General features: G+C 37.5%; 15 protein-coding genes. 3 read left to right on the top strand and 12 right to left on the bottom strand.

The genetic code is table 11. The annotated features are described in order from the left end of the window. The first annotated feature begins 5 nt into the window (after nt 1-5). Nucleotides 6-1,055 carry a diguanylate cyclase gene (locus tag WCX87_RS08230; protein WP_345979138.1) on the top strand — a complete coding sequence of 350 codons (1,050 nt, stop codon included), beginning with the start codon at nt 6-8 and terminating at the stop codon, nt 1,053-1,055. Here the strand turns inward: WCX87_RS08230 and WCX87_RS08225 are convergent. The 4 genes from WCX87_RS08225 to WCX87_RS08210 form a co-directional block, all read right to left on the bottom strand. Then, the gene (locus WCX87_RS08225) at nt 1,052-2,596 is read right to left on the bottom strand and encodes a SulP family inorganic anion transporter (RefSeq protein WP_345979137.1); all 1,545 of its coding nucleotides are present in this window, start codon (nt 2,594-2,596) and stop codon (nt 1,052-1,054) included. The two genes, WCX87_RS08230 and WCX87_RS08225, sit on opposite strands and share 4 nt — an antisense overlap. 81 nt (nt 2,597-2,677) lie before the next feature. Further along, nucleotides 2,678-3,079: a hypothetical protein gene (locus WCX87_RS08220; protein WP_345979136.1), complete on the bottom strand. Its 402-nt coding sequence runs from the start codon at nt 3,077-3,079 to the stop codon at nt 2,678-2,680. Between the two features lie 105 nt (nt 3,080-3,184). Then, nucleotides 3,185-3,724 carry a hypothetical protein gene (locus WCX87_RS08215; protein WP_345979135.1) on the bottom strand — a complete coding sequence of 180 codons (540 nt, stop codon included), beginning with the start codon at nt 3,722-3,724 and terminating at the stop codon, nt 3,185-3,187. 202 nt (nt 3,725-3,926) lie between these two features. Then, nucleotides 3,927-6,557: a valine--tRNA ligase gene (locus WCX87_RS08210; protein ID WP_345979133.1), complete on the bottom strand. Its 2,631-nt coding sequence runs from the start codon at nt 6,555-6,557 to the stop codon at nt 3,927-3,929. 140 nt (nt 6,558-6,697) lie between these two features. Here WCX87_RS08210 and fliW point away from each other — a divergent pair, with 140 nt between their 5' ends. Continuing rightward, complete coding sequence (fliW, locus tag WCX87_RS08205) at nt 6,698-7,087, top strand: flagellar assembly protein FliW (RefSeq protein WP_345979131.1); 390 nt, start codon at nt 6,698-6,700, stop codon at nt 7,085-7,087. A gap of 56 nt (nt 7,088-7,143) precedes the next feature. Then, nucleotides 7,144-9,228, top strand: a complete 2,085-nt coding sequence (locus WCX87_RS08200) for an ATP-dependent helicase (RefSeq protein ID WP_345979130.1) — start codon at nt 7,144-7,146, stop codon at nt 9,226-9,228. 43 nt (nt 9,229-9,271) lie between these two features. Here the strand turns inward: WCX87_RS08200 and WCX87_RS08195 are convergent, their stop codons facing one another. The 8 genes from WCX87_RS08195 to pilO form a co-directional block, all read right to left on the bottom strand. Then, nucleotides 9,272-10,522, bottom strand: a complete 1,251-nt coding sequence (locus WCX87_RS08195) for a type II secretion system F family protein (RefSeq protein WP_345979129.1) — start codon at nt 10,520-10,522, stop codon at nt 9,272-9,274. Then, nucleotides 10,519-12,255, bottom strand: coding sequence for a GspE/PulE family protein (locus WCX87_RS08190; protein ID WP_345979128.1), 1,737 nt, complete (start codon nt 12,253-12,255; stop codon nt 10,519-10,521). The genes WCX87_RS08195 and WCX87_RS08190 overlap by 4 nt, the downstream gene beginning before the upstream one ends. A gap of 17 nt (nt 12,256-12,272) precedes the next feature. After that, entirely contained in the window at nt 12,273-12,737 is a 465-nt protein-coding gene (locus WCX87_RS08185; protein ID WP_345979127.1) for a hypothetical protein, read from the bottom strand. Between the two features lie 77 nt (nt 12,738-12,814). Beyond that, nucleotides 12,815-13,609 (bottom strand): hypothetical protein, encoded by a 795-nt coding sequence (locus WCX87_RS08180; protein WP_345979125.1) that lies wholly within the window; start codon nt 13,607-13,609, stop codon nt 12,815-12,817. Next, the gene (locus tag WCX87_RS08175) at nt 13,602-14,381 is read right to left on the bottom strand and encodes an ATP-binding protein (RefSeq protein WP_345979124.1); all 780 of its coding nucleotides are present in this window, start codon (nt 14,379-14,381) and stop codon (nt 13,602-13,604) included. The genes WCX87_RS08180 and WCX87_RS08175 overlap by 8 nt, the downstream gene beginning before the upstream one ends. 22 nt (nt 14,382-14,403) lie before the next feature. Then, nucleotides 14,404-16,047, bottom strand: coding sequence for a pilus (MSHA type) biogenesis protein MshL (gene mshL, locus WCX87_RS08170; protein WP_345979123.1), 1,644 nt, complete (start codon nt 16,045-16,047; stop codon nt 14,404-14,406). A 10-nt stretch (nt 16,048-16,057) separates the two neighbouring features. Further along, complete coding sequence (locus tag WCX87_RS08165) at nt 16,058-16,534, bottom strand: hypothetical protein (RefSeq protein WP_345979122.1); 477 nt, start codon at nt 16,532-16,534, stop codon at nt 16,058-16,060. A 2-nt stretch (nt 16,535-16,536) separates the two neighbouring features. Beyond that, nucleotides 16,537-17,055, bottom strand: coding sequence for a type 4a pilus biogenesis protein PilO (pilO, locus tag WCX87_RS08160; RefSeq protein ID WP_345979120.1), 519 nt, complete (start codon nt 17,053-17,055; stop codon nt 16,537-16,539). Nucleotides 17,056-17,135: the final 80 nt, after the last annotated feature.

The raw sequence follows: 17,135 nt of genomic DNA, 5'->3' as shown, positions 1-17,135 counted from the left end.
ACTAGTTGAAATATGCTAACTTATTTAAAATAGAGTATGAGAGCGATGATTTTCGTCTCATACGAAAACTTAATCTAATAAATCTTTTTTTTATTATTGAGATCCTGATATTCAGCACGTTTACATTCATCAATTTTTTTAAATTACATGATTACACTATCGCTACTTTTGACTTTGTCTCTGCTATCGTATTTGTCGCAGCATTTCTTGACCTGCGCTTTAATAAATCTTTCAACCGTTCAAAATGGATCACAACAGTCTCATTGGTAGGCTTTTTAATACTGTTTGCACAGACAAATCAAAACGATAGTTTCGGACTCATCTGGACGGTTATAGCTCCTGTCGTGATCATCACGCTTCACGGACATAACGAGGGGCTTAAACTCTCTGTCATATATGCGCTTTTACTGCTTACATCAGCCCTTATCGGAGTAGGCGAGTGGCAGCATGGAGATTGGAACTACGTGTCTTTTACGAGACTCTCTATCGGTTTGATCGTCGTTGTCATAGTCGCATATCTGGGTGAACGTTCTATAGATAAATTTCAACAGTCCTTGCATGAACTCTCCGTCACGGATTATCTCACAAGGCTTTACAATAGAAGAAAAATAGATGAGTTGCTGTTACTTGAGATAAAAAACTCTAAGAGATACCATACTCCGCTTTCAGTTATTATTTTAGATATCGATTTTTTTAAACAGATCAACGATCAATACGGACATCTTGTGGGTGATAAGGTACTTATAGAACTGGCACAGTTCTTGAGAAAAGAGATAAGAGACACGGATTATATCGGAAGATGGGGTGGTGAGGAGTTTATTATCATCAATCCTCATACAAGTGAAAAAGATGCTTTTATGTTTGCTCAAAGACTGCGTCTTCATATAGAGATGCACTCTTTTGAAACCGTTAAAAACCTGACCTGCAGTTTTGGTGTCTGCGAGTACTCACAGACCAACAACACTATGTATAAGATTATATCTTGTGCAGACAGCGCACTTTATAAAGCCAAAGAACTCGGAAGAAACGGAGTCTTTAGCTTTCAGGTTGATTAGTAGTTGTATGCGACTTTGTAAGTCGGGTCGTCATTGGCTTCGACGAATGTGCAGTGTCTTCCCGCTTTTATAAGTAACTCTTTACAGTCGCGGCTGAGATGACGGAGCATAAGTGTTTTGCCGGTATCTTCATACTTCTTCGTTATAACGTTTATAGCCTCGACGCCTGATGAGTCCATAACACGTGCATTTTTAAACTCCAGTATAACTCTCTCACTGTCATTCTCAACATCGAAGATATCCATAAACGAAGTAGATGAACCAAAGAAAAGAGGACCGTCAAGTTCATATATCTTTGTCCCGTCATCTGTAAAACTTACTTTCGCGTAGATACGTGCATGTTTCCATGCAAATACAAGAGCCGAGATGATGACACCCGCTATCACGGCTGTAGCAAGGTCAAAAAAGACTGTGATAAGTGTCACGGATACAACGACAAATGCATCCTCTTTTGGCATGTGTTTAAGATGAGAGAAACTGCTCCACTCAAATGTCCCGATACTGACCATAAACATGATCCCAACAAGTACTGCGATAGGGATGATGTTGAGCGTGTCTGTAAGAGATGCGACAAGCACCATAAGCCCGATGGCTGCCGTCACACCTGAAAGACGTCCAAGACCGCCTGAAGTGAAGTTGATGATAGACTGACCGATCATCGCACATCCTGGCATACCGCCGAAGATCCCGCACGTAACATTCCCTGTTCCTAGAGCGATACACTCTTTGTTCGCACTTCCTCTTGTCTCGCTCATCTCATCAAGTACCGAAAGAGTCAGAAGTGATTCGATAAGACCTACCATAGCTACGATAACGGCATATGGAAGAACCATCTTGATTGCTTCAAAACTTAGGATCGTATCTGGTATATGAAACGAAGGAAGCTGACCTTTAAATTCAGTCAGATTTGCCATATCACCGACAAGCATCGTATCTATATGCAGGTAATAGACAACGATGGTAAGTCCGATGATTGCGATAAGTCCTGATGGTACAGCTTTTGTGACTTTAGGTAAAAAGTACATGATAAGCATCGTGATACCGACAAGGATATACATAGCATACCCCTGATCTTCAAAGAACTTGAACTGTGCCATAGCGATGACGATAGCAAGACCGTTTACAAATCCGTAGATAGCTGGAAGCGGGACCAGACGGATGAATTTTCCAAGTTTGAACACTCCTGCACCTATCTGGATAAGTCCTGCCAATACGGCAGCAAGCGTGATGTACTGTAAGACACCAAAGGCTAAAGCATCACCGCTGAGTCCTTGAGAGATAAGCAAAGAACGTGACTCTAGCGTAAGACCGACAAGTACTACTGCAACAGAACCCGTAGCACCACTTATCATTCCCGGTTTACCGCCAATGATGGCAGTGATAAGACCAAGTATAAAAGCGGTATAAAGACCTACTATCGGGCTTACATCGACTATGAATGCAAATGCGATCGCTTCAGGGACAAGAGCAACAGCAACAACAAGTCCTGAGAGGATATCGTTTTTGATGTTGGATGTGTTGTATTTTCTTATATCAAACAAACTTCTGACCTTTAAAAATGGAAAGTAAAATTGTGAAATTGTACCTAAAGAGTTATGAAGTCTGGCTTGTTAAAACCATATTTATAATTTTTTTGAATAACGAAATAGAAGATAGGGCATCAACATATATAGACCCAATGAGAGGATATAAAAAGTGCCCGATACAGTGTCTCTGCTTTGCCAATATTCTGTAAATGAGATACCTCGGATACCAAGTACTAAGGTAAACTCGACAGACAAAAGCAAAAGCAGGGCGGTAAGACCTATAAGTAGATGAGCTGTCCCTGAAAGAGAGATGATACGGCTGTTTATATAGCGGGCAAAGAGATATATTGCTATCAGCATAAAGGGCATCTCGAGAAGTTCTGCATAACGCTCTCCTAAAAGAGGAAGCAGCCATAGAACTCTAAACGTTCCAAGTATAAAACCGACACTGAACACTAAAATGAAGTAGATGATGCTGTTTGTGAGTAAGGCTTTCATAGTTAGACTTTATGTATATATCAAAAACTATATCATATAAAAACTAAAATATTCTGAAGCAGGGTGTTTGAGGTTTTTAGGCGAAAGTACGCCTAAAAGATAAAGTTAATCCATCTTTAGAGCGCAAGCCTCTTCATATGACATCTTTTTTCCAAAGAGAGTGGCTGCTTTGATCCCGTCATAGATGCTGTCTAGTTTCTCTTCGGCACCCATGCGTTTGAGTTCTTTTTTATCAAGATCTGCATGAGAGATAAGTTCGTTCCATACAGAACTTTCATCTAAAGAAAATGCATTTATAGTGATGCCGTTATATTCAAATATTGCATCACTAAGAAGATTATCGATAAAAAGTGTGACTAGTGTTGCCGGTGTGAGTATATCTTTATATAGCTCAAATGCAGTCTCAAAGTTTGAGAAATCTTCCAGCTCAGTTGCAAAAAAGAGTGCTGATTCTGTATCTGTTACGACTATGGCTTGTTTTAGTATCTTTTTTGGTGGTAACTGTTTTTCCGGTGAAAGAAACTCACCCGGAGTGATGACAAGCTCTCCTCTGTATCCAAAGCGTCCAGCTTCTTCTAGTGGACCTTTAAAAGAAGGCTGCCATTCTAGTTTATTTTCGTATATGTAATCAATAGGTGTTCCCATATCAATGTCCTTGTTTGTGGATTGTATCCGTTCAAGATTTGTTTGAGCACCGAAAGAGATGGAGAATGCTGCTGCGCGGCTTAAATGAAGTTACTTACTTCAATGCATATACTATGCTAGCAATAGTCACAATTATGTTCTAAAAGGGTTGGAGGAATGTCGGCATATGGATTATCTCCACATGCTTTGACATAAAATGTAGTTATTTTGTAAGTGAGTTTAGCTGCTCTTGTACTTTTTCCTGTTTGCTCTGCGCATCGGCTAGTGCTTCGCGGTTTTTAGCAAGGACGTCTTCAGGAGCGTTTGCAACGAATCTTTCATTGTTAAGCATACCTGCAAGTTTACCTATCTCTTTTTCAAGTTTTTCGCTCTGTTTTTCTAAACGAGAGATGATAGGAGCAAGATCGATAGAAGCTGTCGGAATGAACACTTCACACTTTTCGCCGATGTCGCTGACAGCATCAGCGATCTTAGCGTCACAGAACTCTATCTCTTCGACTTTTGCAAGTTTTGCGATGTACGGTTTCATCATCTCTTTAGCTTCGGCAGTCGCACCGTCGATCTTCACATATGCTTTTACGATCTTCTGATTTGCCATATCCACTAGGACTTTTGCACGTCTGATAGATACGATAGCATCCATGATACTCTCAAACTTCGCTTCCTCATCTTCACGTCTTCTTGTCTTAGTAGGAAAACTTGTGATCATGATAGAGTCTGTGTCTTCAAGCTCTTTGCCTGAAAGTTCCTGATACAGATACTCTGTGATAAACGGCATGAAGGGATGAAGCAGTTTCATAGCTTCTTTAAAGATAGCTCCAAGCTCGATGATAGAACCTTTGTCTGCTTTAGAAAGCTCGATACCCCAGTCACAGAATTCATTCCATAAGAAGCGGTACATAACAGTAGCAGCATCGTTGAACCTGTACTCGTCTAGGTAAGCGCGGACCTCTTTTGTCGCGACGTTCAAACGTGAGACCATGTACTTTCCAAGCTCTGTATCCAGACAGAATCCGCCAAGATCAGGGAAAGTCTCAGCGTTCATCTGTAGGTATTTACTTGCATTGTAAAGTTTGTTCGTAAAGTTACGAGTCTGCTCAAGCTTATCGTTACTCATACGAATGTCACGCCCTTGAGCCGCACTGATCGCCAGAGTAAAACGCAGGATGTCCGCACTATAGTCGTTGATAGTGTCAAGAGGATCGATAACGTTGCCTTTTGACTTACTCATCTTATCGCCGTTCTCATCACGTACAAGAGCGTGTAGATAGATATGTTCAAATGGAAGTTTGCCCATAAAAGTCTCACCCATCATCATCATTCTAGCAACCCAGAAGAAAAGGATGTCAAAGCCCGTGATAAGTAGAGAGTTCGGGTAGAACTCTTTTAAATCGTCAGTCTCAAAAAGTCTATCCATTTCGCTGTCGCCGTTACCCCATCCAAGAGTCGAGAACGGCCAAAGAGCAGATGAGAACCATGTATCTAGGACGTCAGGGTCTTGTGTAAACTCTTTTGAAGCACATTTTGGACACTCATGAGGAGTTTCATCCATGCTTGCCCATTCGTGGTTACATGAAGAACAGTAAAATACCGGTATCTGATGTCCCCACCAAAGCTGACGAGAGATACACCAGTCACGTAGTTCACCCATCCATGAGTTGTAGCTGTTGATCCAATGCGGAGGGAAGAACTTCGCCTGACCCTCATTTGTCTTCTCAATCGATTTTTTTGCTATCTCATTTCTGATGAACCACTGTTTTGAGATATACGGTTCGACTACGTTTTTACAACGGTAACAGTGACCTACTTGATGCGTATGTTCTTCGACTTTTTCCATAAAGCCCTCTTCATCAAGACGCTTTACGATCACTTCGCGCGCTGCAAGACGCTCTAAGCCTTTAAACTCGCCTGCAAAGTCATTCAGGATACCGCTTTCGTCAAATACCGTGATAAACTCTAAGTCATGGCGTTTTCCTACTTCGTAGTCGTTTGGATCGTGCGCAGGTGTTACTTTAACCATACCTGTTCCAAACTCCATATCGACGTAGCTGTCAGCGATGATAGGGATCTCTCTGTCAGTTAAAGGCAGTTTGACTTTTTTGCCGATGAGGTCTTTGTATCTTTCATCTTCAGGGTGAACCATAACAGCCGTGTCCCCGAAGTATGTCTCAGGTCTGGTAGTTGCTACGATGATCTCTCCGCTGCCGTCTGCAAACGGATACTTCATATGGTAGAAATTTCCTTGATGTTCTTCGTATTCTACTTCGATATCACTAAGTGCACCGTCATGTGTACACCAGTTGACCATGTAGTTCCCACGGATGATAAGACCTTCATTATATAGGTGAACGAATGCTTCACGGACCGCTTTTTTAAGTCCGTCGTCCATAGTGAATCTCTCACGTTTCCAAGCAGGACTAACGCCGAGTTTGCGAAGCTGAGAGACCATAGTATTTCCACTTTGCTCTTTCCATGCCCAAGCACGTTTTAGAAACTCTTCGCGTCCGAGTTCCTCTTTTGTCTTACCCTCAGCCATAATCTGCTTCTCAACAACGTTTTGAGTAGCGATCCCCGCGTGGTCGGTTCCCGGCTGCCAAAGAGTTTTATATCCGTCCATTCTTTTATATCTAGTGATGATATCTTGGAGTGTGAATGTAAGAGCGTGACCTATGTGAAGACTTCCAGTGACATTCGGAGGAGGCATCATGATCGCGAATTTTTTATCATCTTTTTGGATCGCTTTGTTTCCGTCGATCTCAAAATAGCCTCTTGTCTCCCAAAGTTTATAAAATCTGTCTTCTACTTTACTTGGTTCATAGCTGTTTGTGGACATAAAAATACCTTAAAAATGTGGATTAAAATTTCGCGATTATATCCAAAGTGACGTGAAATTATCCTTACATGTAGCCATTAACAGTTTTGGAATACCTTTTGCTTTTCCTATAAAATATAGAAATTACATAAGGAAGTAATATGACTTACGAAGTAAAAACAGAGATACTGGGTTTTGAGAATATTAGCAGCATGGAGTTTACTGAAGTAGATGATCTTTTTGCAACTATAAAAAGTAATCAAAATGATTCGATCTCTTTTACATTGGTCAATCCGTACATGTTAAGAGAGTATTCATTTGACCTGCCAAGTTCGGCTAAAGTTCTTCTTGGTATAGATGCGACTTCAAATGTTTTAGTGTATAACATCATGGTCGTTCAAAATCCTCTTAATGAGTCAAGAGTTAACTTTCTAGCACCTATTATCTTCAATAAAGATAAGGGGCTAATGGGGCAGATCGCTCTTCGTGCAACTGACTATCCGGATTTTGGATTAGCAGAGCAGTTAAAAAATTTTACATTAGCGGCATAATATAAGATAATATAGTCTAATTTGGTATAATCCGTTTTTTAAAAGGATTATACCGTTTGCCTCTATCACGTCTAAATGAACAGCAACTTTCAGCAGCAACTGCACCTTCCGGCCGCAACCTTATCATCGCTTCTGCAGGTACCGGTAAGACATCAACTATCGTCGGGCGTATCGGACATCTTCTCAATAACGGCGTAAAACCAAACGAGATACTTTTACTTACATTTACAAATAAAGCTGCCGCAGAGATGGTAGAGCGTGTCGCTCAATATTTTGGTGCGGACATAGCAACTAAGATAGATGCCGGGACTTTTCATGCCGTAAGTTACAGATGGTTGAAAAAAGAGGATAAAAAAGTCGTTTTAAAACAGCAGCGTGAACTGAAAACTTTATTTCGAAGTGTGCATGACAAACGCAGTTTTATGCATATATCTGCAGAAGTCACTCCGTACGGCGGGAACTACCTTTATGATCTCTACTCATTCTATCAAAATACGGAGATGAACCTTGATTTTGAGGCTTGGATAAAAGAAAATCAGGGTGAACATGAAACTTTTGCGATGATATATGCAGATATCGTAGATGAGTTTGAAGCGTTAAAAACACAATACGGTTTTTTAAACTTTAACGACCTGCTTATTAAGATGCGTGAACTATGCCAGACAAAAGAGCTTGGATATAAAGAGGTACTTATAGACGAGTATCAAGATACCAATGCACTTCAAGGTACCCTTATCGATGCTATGAAACCGGAGTCCCTCTTTTGTGTCGGCGATTATGACCAAAGCATCTATGCCTTTAACGGTGCAGATATCTCCATCATAGGGACTTTTGCTAAAAAGTTCAGTGATGCAAATATATTTACACTCAATAAAAACTACCGCTCGACTATTCCGATCCTATCTTTAGCAAATAAAGTGATCTCCTACAATGAACGTATATATGAAAAAGCTCTGGAGTTTACAAGGACAGATGCAAATGCCCAACCTCCAAAACTCATAGCATATGATGAGCTTTTTGACCAGTATCATAATATCGCAGCTTCCATAAGAGACTCGATGACTGCACGTGACGAGATTGCCGTTATCTTTAGAAATAACTCTTCGGCTGACGGCATTGAAGTAGCATTAAAAGAACTCGGTATCGCCTGTAGAAGAAAAGGTGGCACCAGCTTTTTTGACTCAAAAGAGATAAAAGTTCTGCTTGACCTTTACACACTTCTTATTAACGAGTCGGATATGATGGCTTTTATACACCTTTTTGAGTATGCAAAGGGTGTCGGGACATCGATGGCAAAGGAGATATATACGGCACTTAAAACACTTGGTAACGGTTCGATCTTTTACGGTCTTTATGCACCGGACAGCTCTATATCAAATCCGTTTGAGAAAAGGACACTTAATCATCAGCTCGGACTTTTTGACGACTTCTTAGAACTCGGTGCAATAGGGCGTTTTGCAAAGCTCGGTTTTGAGGATAAATTTTTAAAAAATGTAGTTTTAAAACACCCGAAACTGACAAAAGACGGAGCGATATTCCTGCACCTTTTCTATCAGCTGTTCCGTGACTTAAAAGGGATAAAACAGCCTCGTACCATAGTAAAAAAGATGGCTGCTTCAGAGTTGTATAAAAATATCGTAAATCATCTGGCTCAAAAAAGAGCACAGCAAAAAGACGGCTCTATAGATGAGAAACAGGAGCAGGAAGCAAAGTCAAGAATAACAAGAAAAGCGATTCTTCTAGAAGAGCTGTCAAAGCCTTATAAAGAGCATGAACGTTTTTTAAATGCCATGATCCTCGGTTCTCAAGATCTTACGCAAGGTGAGGGTGTACATCTTCTTAGTATCCATGCATCCAAAGGTCTGGAATATAAAGAAGTATATGTCATAGATCTGATGGACGGAAGATTTCCAAACAGAAAGTTGATGTCAAGAGGCGGTAGTATCGATGAAGAGAGACGGCTTTTTTATGTGGCAGTGACACGTGCAAAAGATATTCTTTATCTCAGCTATGCAAAATATGACAAGATCAAAAAGATAGATTTTGTAGCTTCACAGTTTTTGTATGAAGCGGGACTGATTGAGATGGATGAAAATTATAAGAAGTTAGTCAAAAAAGCTTCGAAGGATGAAGAGGAATAGAGTCTTTACATGTAAGAGTTCTCTTACATGTACGCATGACTATTTACGTTCTTCTTCCTTGAACTGCGTTCCCCATATCCCACATAGGCAAGAATATACCGAGTGCTAAAAGTATGACCATACAAGCAATTATAAGAAGCATAATAGGTTCGATGGCTTCAGATAGACCATCAATAATCGCATCAAAACGCATTTTATAGTATTCTGCTACTTTTTGCATCATCGCATCAAGCTGTCCGCTTGACTCACCTGCTGCTATCATTTGGATGATCATATTTTCAAAAAGTCCGGTTTCTTTGAGTCCGTTATTAAGGGTACCCCCTTTTTCAACGGTAGCTCTCACTGTTGAAAGTTTCTCTTTTAAAGGAAGGTTATCTATCATTGCAATTGCTGTATCAAGCGCTTCTGCTATTGGGATACCTGCACGTACTAGTTCTGCAAAGACAAGTGTAAATCTACTAAGAGTAGCAAATTTAATAACATTTTTTATAAGATAGACTCTTAATAAAAATTTATGAAAACCGTACCTGACATTTCGATAGTTATTAACAAGATATCTAAAAACAACATAGGAAACAAATAATGCTGCCAAGATATACGGACCGAAGTTGTTGAATAGATATTCAAGTTTTAAAAGGATTATCGTCGGGAGTGGTAGATTTGCATGCAGCTCTTCAAAGATCGCTTTAAACTGAGGTACGACATATGATATTAGCACTGTAAATGCTATAGCCATAGCGATCATAACATTTCTTGGATAAGCCATCGCTTTCTTAAATTTAATAACATTGGCTCTTATTTCTTCGAGCATATCCGAAAGAGAGTAGAGTGCTTCTGCAACATTACCCGTTTTTTCTCCTAGTTCTATCATAGCTAACATAAGATTACCAAGTTCATATCTATAATTACCTACAGCGTGAGATAGACTGTGCCCTGAGTTGATATCATCTGCTATTGAGAGAAAAATATCTCTTAAATTATCGTCATTTGTAGAACGGGCGATCTCTTTAATAGAGTCATGGATCGAGATACCGGCATTTGTCATAACGGCTAACTGTCTCGTCGATGCGATCAATGCATCGGGCTTGACTTTTCTTCTTTTCATATTTTTTGTTAAACTTGCTTTAAACTGTTTGAGCTGTTCCTCTAAAGGAGGTTTTGACTCTACAACTTTGATTATAATTCCTGAAAATTTAATCTTTGCAAGATAATGAGCTTCTTTTTTACTCTCAGCATAAAATCCGTAATCCTCTTTCTTTCCTTTTGAAAGAACAGTTGCAGTAAAATAATTCATACTTTTGCCACCCTTAATATCTCTTCAAATGTTGTTACTCCATTTATCGCTTTTTGCATGCCGTTTTCAAACATACCAACAAAACCCTCTTCAGTTGCCTGTTTATGTAGATCCTCTTTAGATGAATTTTTTGCAATCATACTAGATAGCTTTTCAGATATAGGAAGTACCTCACATATCATCTCACGCCCCATATAACCGGTAGAATTACATTCGTTACACCCTTCACCTTTATAGAAGACGGTGTCTTTTGGAATCATATATCTATACGGTTCCAGTGAAGACTCTGGAATATGGTCAGGAGTCTTACAGTTAGGACAGATCTTTCTTACAAGTCTCTGTGCTTGAACCGTGACTAGGGCTCCACTGATCAGGTATGGCTCGATTCCCATATCTATCATACGAGGGATAGCACTGATCGAATCATTCGTATGAAGTGTAGAAATCACTAAGTGACCCGTTAGTGCTGCTTTAATAGCGATTTCAAGTGTTTCCTGGTCACGAATCTCCCCGATCATTATTTTGTCCGGATCCTGACGAAGTATAGAACGTAATGCATCGGCAAAACTCAGACCGACACTCGCATTTACTTGAACTTGCTGAATAAGGTTCATTCTATACTCAACGGGGTCTTCAACGGTAATGACCTTATCCTCTACATTTCTAAGTTCATTGAGTGCTCCGTAAAGCGTAGTCGTCTTACCAGAACCGGTAGGCCCTGTGACTAAGATAATCCCAAACGGTGAACCTAGACCCTTTAACAATTTGTTATAACTCGCCATATCCATACCGGCATCTTCAAGTTTTACAAGGGCTTTTGTCTTATCCAGAATACGCATAACGATAGATTCACCATAGAGTATAGGCAGGGTTGAGATACGAAAGTCAAACTCTCTGTCACTAAGTGTCGCTGAGAAACGTCCATCTTGAGGTTTTCTTTTTTCTGCGATATCCAAATTTGCCAAAAGCTTCAGTCTTGATGCAAGCGGTGGATATATATCTTTATCAAAGATAAATATCTCACTGAGTTTACCATCGATACGAGTACGGACAACACAGTTTTTTTCCGTAGGTTCGATATGAATATCACTCGCTCTACTTTTTATACACGCATTTAGTATTACATCAATAAGCTGAAGAATTGATGAAGCTTCCTGCTGCTCTTCTATACTTCCTATCGTATTTAGTTCGGTTCTGATGTTTGTAACAAGCTCTTTGACACTATCTTTTAGTGCAATTTTAAAGAGATATTCCTGTATCTGTTTATTGGTAGCGATCGAAACTTTAATGGGTTTTCTAGGGAAAATCCTTTGAATCGCTTCTTGTGCTTCTATATTAAACGGGTCTGCAAATACGACGATCATATTAAGATCATCTTGCGATATCGGAAGAAGATTATATTTTTTTAGTTGATTTAACGGAACACGCTCTGCAAGTTTATAATCCATATCGATTGAATCCAGATCAACAAAACTTAGATGTAAGGCTTCAGCAAGTGCTTGAAGAACATCCGATTCTTTAATAAATTGATAGTTTTTTAATATATCTATATCATATTTACCATTTTTAATCTGCTCGACAATAAATCTTTTTACAAAATTTGCTGAGACAGCACCAACTTTTATGAGTGTATATAAAACAGTGTCTTCATGTACTCCATGAGATACAAGTCTATCTATCTGGCGCTGGGTAATATGATTATGCTGTAATAAATCTAAAGTGATTCTATCCATGTTTTACCCTTACTCATCTATCTATAAATATGTTTTTTTACTAATGTTGAATCATATAACTCTTCGATGACCATATTACTGGCATCCGCATCACCAGATAAATATAGTCTATAAGTTATTTTAGCATTATTTGGATCAATAAATACATATAATGGAATCTTTTTGGGAGTTTTCAGATTTGAATATAGATCAAATACTTTTGATAATATATTATCTGTAGTAGGCAGTTTCAACGGCTTAATATTATAATCGTCTTTTAACGAGTGTTCTAAAAGCTTTTTTTGCATTAGTATAATGGAGAGATATGCAGCATTAGAACGGGCTTCTTTCGAGTTTTTTAAAAGAGTGATAGGAACACTCAGTCTATCTATATAGTCTGCATAAAGACAAGAAAATGCATATATGGAGACGAAATTTTCATCATCTCTGTTTTTATTAAAGTTTAGCAAACCGACTCTACAGGCTTTTTCATATTGTTTCATTTGAAATAAACTATATATATCCTGTTTTGCATCAGAGAACAGGAGTGTAATAAAAGTTATGAGTAAAAAAAAGGCTTTCATTGAAAACGCCCGCTTTCTATCTCATCTAAAAGTGTTATCGCAGTCTGAGAATTCGAGTTTTTAATATAAGATTTTAATGTATTTACAGCCATATCTTTTTGTCCGAGTTTTACAAGAGACTTAGTGAATATGATCCAACTCATGTCTATTTTATTATCTATTTGATTCGTGATAAGTGCATAATTGTAAGAGAGATCATATTTTTTCATCTCATAGTATTTTTTAGCAAGAAATAGGCTTAAAACAGGATTATTTGTTTTTTTAAACCTTTGGATAACATCTTGCATATTTTTATCGACACTTTCAGTCTTTATTGTTATTTGATCATTTTTATCTTCTTTATCTTCCTGAGCAACATGAACGGGTTGCTTTTTCACTTCTTTATGCACAGTTTTTTTCACTATTGTCTTCGAAGCTGTTTTTGTTTCACTCTTTTTTGTGTGTTTATCGTCATCATAATAAGTGACCATAGAATCTTCAATTTTATTTACAAAATTCAATGAAGGTTTTAAAACTAGTTTATCATCTTCTTTTAGCGCATTTGATGTATTGAGATCCTCTTTATTGATCTCTTCGACAGAATTTAATGCTATATCAGCTTCTATTTTATTCTTTGTTGTCGTTATATCGTTTTTTTCAGTTTTTACTATTTTTTCAGTTTTATCAGAAGGATAAAAAACAATAATAAAAGGTACGATAACAATAACGAGTATTGATAATACGATATGTGGAAGAAATGACTTTATTTTGTATGTCAGCCATTTCTTTTCAAGTTCCGGTACATTAAGCATTAATAAGTCCTGTTGAAATCGCGGCCATCTCTATGATCTTATTTGACACAAAGTTTGTGTTTAATTTATATGGCTGATTATTGTCGTACCACTCATAGATCTCAAAAAGAGAGTGTACAAGTTTATTTGTATCTCTATAGTTTCCATTCGTTATTTTATATATTTTAGTTGCTGATTTATCAGTAAACATATTAGCTATATCAAAGCAATTCGCCTTCATAAGTTTCTTTTGAATGTATATCTTTAATTCACTACTTGTCGCATTACTTAGTTCTATACTTTCCCAGATCCTTGTCTGAAAATGCTCTTTGGCAATAATGTCCTCTTTTTCTGTTTTATGGAGTACTATGACAAACTTAACTATTCTAGAGTCAGAGAGAAGTCTTATCTTTTCCATCAATTCAGAAGGGTAAAGCTGGGCTTCGTCTAGTAAAATAAGCGGTACATGAGATGATTCATAGTTCTTGGCAATTTTTAAGAATTGAGTTAAATTTAACTCTCCGTTATATTTCACGTCAAATAGATCAGAAGCTAAAGATTTAAAAAATTCACTCTCATCTATCAGTGGAGTACTATATAAGTGAACACTTTGATGCTTTGACATGTCACTATACAGTTTTGTAAGTAGCATACTCTTACCTGTACCCGGCTTTCCATATAGAAGTATCATCTTCAATGGTTTTTGTACGGTCTCTTTTAAGGACTGATAAATGCTGGAACTACGATCTATATGAACATAGTTTTTTGCATCTACCGTATCAAGAAAAACCATTTTAGGTTTTTCATAAATACTACTATTTGTCATCCTGCGTTTCAGCTTTCTTTGTTGTCTTTTTGTCTTTTTCTTCTTTTTCTAAGTCAGCAGAAGTAACATTGCTTTTAAGTATACTATCACTGATACCTTCATATCCAAGATCTGAAAGAGAAAGCTGCGATTTGTCATTACGTATAATATGAGGTTCGATCACAATTACAAGTTCTTCAATTTGTTTTTTATTCTCCTCACGCTTGAAAAGATAGTTTAGGCCTGGAATATCACCAAGAATAGGCACACGATTATCACCTTTAGAAGTACTTGTATGGATTAAACCACCTAAGATGATTCTGTTCCCATCTTTAACAGTAACAACAGATGATAACTGTCTTCTATTTAAATCAGGCGGAGTAGTTCTATTTGCTGATGTTGTATTTGACATATCAGTTGTTGTCTCGGAAATAGATGGATTTATTTTTAAAGTAATCATATCATTATCAGATATTTCTGGTGTTATATCCAATAAAATTCCCGCAAAAACAGAACTTACTTCCTCGTTTTGGGCAGTTGTTGTTGCCTGAGTTGTTGTACTTGTTGATTGCAAGATTTTATAAAAGTATTCAGTTCCTGCTGTTACAAGTGCAGGTTGGTTATTAAGTGTCAAGACTTTTGGATTAGATATAGAGCTAACATTCCCCTGTGTCTTTAAAAACTTGATAATTTCATCTATACTACCACCAACTTGTACATTAAGCATATGTGCAGCATTTTTAGCTTGAGTGCCTATAGCCGTAATACTTGAGCCTTGGCCCGCTCCAGTCCATTCTGTAACATTACTTTTACTTAGGTAACTTAAGCCCAATGTTCCATTTTGTAACTTATAAAGTTGACTCCAGTCGATTCCGGTGCTATTACTTTTCGTCATTGTAACTGATAAAAGCTGGACATCTATTAAAACTTGTAGCTTGACTTTATCTTGTAACTTTTTAAGATATTTATCTAGTCTATCAAGTTGTGTTTGAGTAGCTGTGACCGTAATCAATCCAGCATTTTTGTTTATTATCGGAGATACAGCCTTATATTTGTCTTCAGGTCTGTTAAGTACATGTTCCAACTCTTTATCTAGACGTTCCCAGAATACGACTTCATCACTTGATTCAATAGAAATACCAGAGTTAGCAGTAGATGGATTTGTTTGAGTGACAGTATCCGATTGTGTTGTAGTTGATGATGACGTTGTCGTGTCTGCATTACCACTTCCTCCAGAAGATGAAAGAGTGACATCAGTACTTCCTGTCCCTTTTCTCTGAGACAGGATGTAATCTATATTAAAGACTCTTGTGTTTAGATAAGAGATCTTAAGCAGATTGTTCTCGAGGGAATATGTGAGATTATTTTGCTTGAGTATTAGATCCAAGACCTCATTGATCGTCAAGTTTTTAATATGTGTCTTATTTAATCTTGATTTCAATATCTTTTCCGCTTGAGTATCCGAGATGACAACACTAAATTCACATTCGTCACTAAGTTGGTCAATAAAATCTACAATCTTAGTACCCTTTTTGGAGCTGATATTGAATAATTCATACGTACAGTCTGCCGATACAGAAGTAGATGATAACATTAATGCCGCTATTGTACTTACAACTGAAGTTTTTAATATGTTTGTATATTTTGTTTTCATATTATTGTTCCTACTTAGTATTGATTTGTATTTTTCTATTATCTTGTTTTATAGATAATATTTTAGTTTTCTTGTTTTTAACAAGCTTTACTGTATTTTCACCGATTGCAGCTACTTTATAACCTTGCACCCAGTCATTTACACTACACCATTTTCCAGCGATCAACGCCTTTGAATTGATTATGATAGTAACCTTTAAAGGTGCTTTCCAAGACCTCTTGTAAACTCTTGAAGTTTTTGAAACAGCGACACCGTCTTTTCCTGTTTTAGTAACAATTACAAATATAAAAGGTTGTGTAACCGTATCTATATATGCAACAGATGTACCTTTTCTAGGTGGTAGTATAGCTTTGATCTGCTCATCGACCCATGATAATTCTTCACCCTTGTTGACGCCTTGTTGCGGTTTGGCGATAGGAGCTGCCATCTCTGCAAAGGCTATAGACGATATAAGCAATAAGCTTAGTATTGAGATTATATTTTTCATTGTTAATTAATCCCCCATACTGAAATATTAAGATCAGAATACAGATCTTCTTCTGCTTTCATAGATATATTATGTAGATCCACTACTAAGAAACTTTGTTCTATTGAGTTTATAAACTTCAATGTGTTTTTATATGGACCTACAACCCTTACATTGATGTCAAGTACATGGCCAAACGTCGTACTGTTTGTAGCGTACTTATTGTTAAAGTTCAGTATTTTGACATCATATTTTTTAGCATTTTCAGAGATCGAATCTATATATGCTCCCCATGTCTGTTCGTCATAAAACAATGATGAGATCTGTTCAATCTGATATTTAATATATTGATTATAATCTTTATAAACCATATATTGTTTCTTTAAATCATTGATCTCTTTATCAAGTTGAGCAACTGTTTGTAAAGTATTGACACTTAAATATTGATTATCAATGTCTAGTTTTTGCTGTACTTTTTCTACGTTAGCATGCTCTTGATCAAAAAGTTCTTTTGATGAATCGAAGAGTGTTAAATATGACATGCCGATTATAAAAAGGAATATCATTGCATATATTACATACAAATCCTTTTTAGACTTTTGGTTGAGTGCGCTATCTATCT

Origin of the sequence: Sulfurimonas sp. HSL3-2 (assembly GCF_039645965.1) — a bacterium.
GTDB classification, from domain to species: domain Bacteria; phylum Campylobacterota; class Campylobacteria; order Campylobacterales; family Sulfurimonadaceae; genus Hydrocurvibacter; species Hydrocurvibacter mobilis.
This window is presented reverse-complemented; position numbering and strand designations above follow the sequence as displayed.

What these genes read in the sequence shown, in the direction of transcription:
- WCX87_RS08220 (WP_345979136.1), bottom strand. Translation starts at nt 3,079, where the DNA reads ATGAAAGCCTTACTCACAAACAGCATCATCTACTTCATTTTAGTGTTC.
- WCX87_RS08215 (WP_345979135.1), bottom strand. Translation starts at nt 3,724, where the DNA reads ATGGGAACACCTATTGATTACATATACGAAAATAAACTAGAATGGCAG.
- WCX87_RS08210 (WP_345979133.1), bottom strand. Translation starts at nt 6,557, where the DNA reads ATGTCCACAAACAGCTATGAACCAAGTAAAGTAGAAGACAGATTTTAT.
- fliW (WP_345979131.1), top strand. Translation starts at nt 6,698, where the DNA reads ATGACTTACGAAGTAAAAACAGAGATACTGGGTTTTGAGAATATTAGC.
- WCX87_RS08195 (WP_345979129.1), bottom strand. Translation starts at nt 10,522, where the DNA reads ATGAATTATTTTACTGCAACTGTTCTTTCAAAAGGAAAGAAAGAGGAT.
- WCX87_RS08190 (WP_345979128.1), bottom strand. Translation starts at nt 12,255, where the DNA reads ATGGATAGAATCACTTTAGATTTATTACAGCATAATCATATTACCCAG.
- WCX87_RS08185 (WP_345979127.1), bottom strand. Translation starts at nt 12,737, where the DNA reads ATGAAACAATATGAAAAAGCCTGTAGAGTCGGTTTGCTAAACTTTAAT.
- WCX87_RS08180 (WP_345979125.1), bottom strand. Translation starts at nt 13,609, where the DNA reads ATGCTTAATGTACCGGAACTTGAAAAGAAATGGCTGACATACAAAATA.
- WCX87_RS08175 (WP_345979124.1), bottom strand. Translation starts at nt 14,381, where the DNA reads ATGGTTTTTCTTGATACGGTAGATGCAAAAAACTATGTTCATATAGAT.
- mshL (WP_345979123.1), bottom strand. Translation starts at nt 16,047, where the DNA reads ATGAAAACAAAATATACAAACATATTAAAAACTTCAGTTGTAAGTACA.
- WCX87_RS08165 (WP_345979122.1), bottom strand. Translation starts at nt 16,534, where the DNA reads ATGAAAAATATAATCTCAATACTAAGCTTATTGCTTATATCGTCTATA.
- pilO (WP_345979120.1), bottom strand. Translation starts at nt 17,055, where the DNA reads ATGTCATATTTAACACTCTTCGATTCATCAAAAGAACTTTTTGATCAA.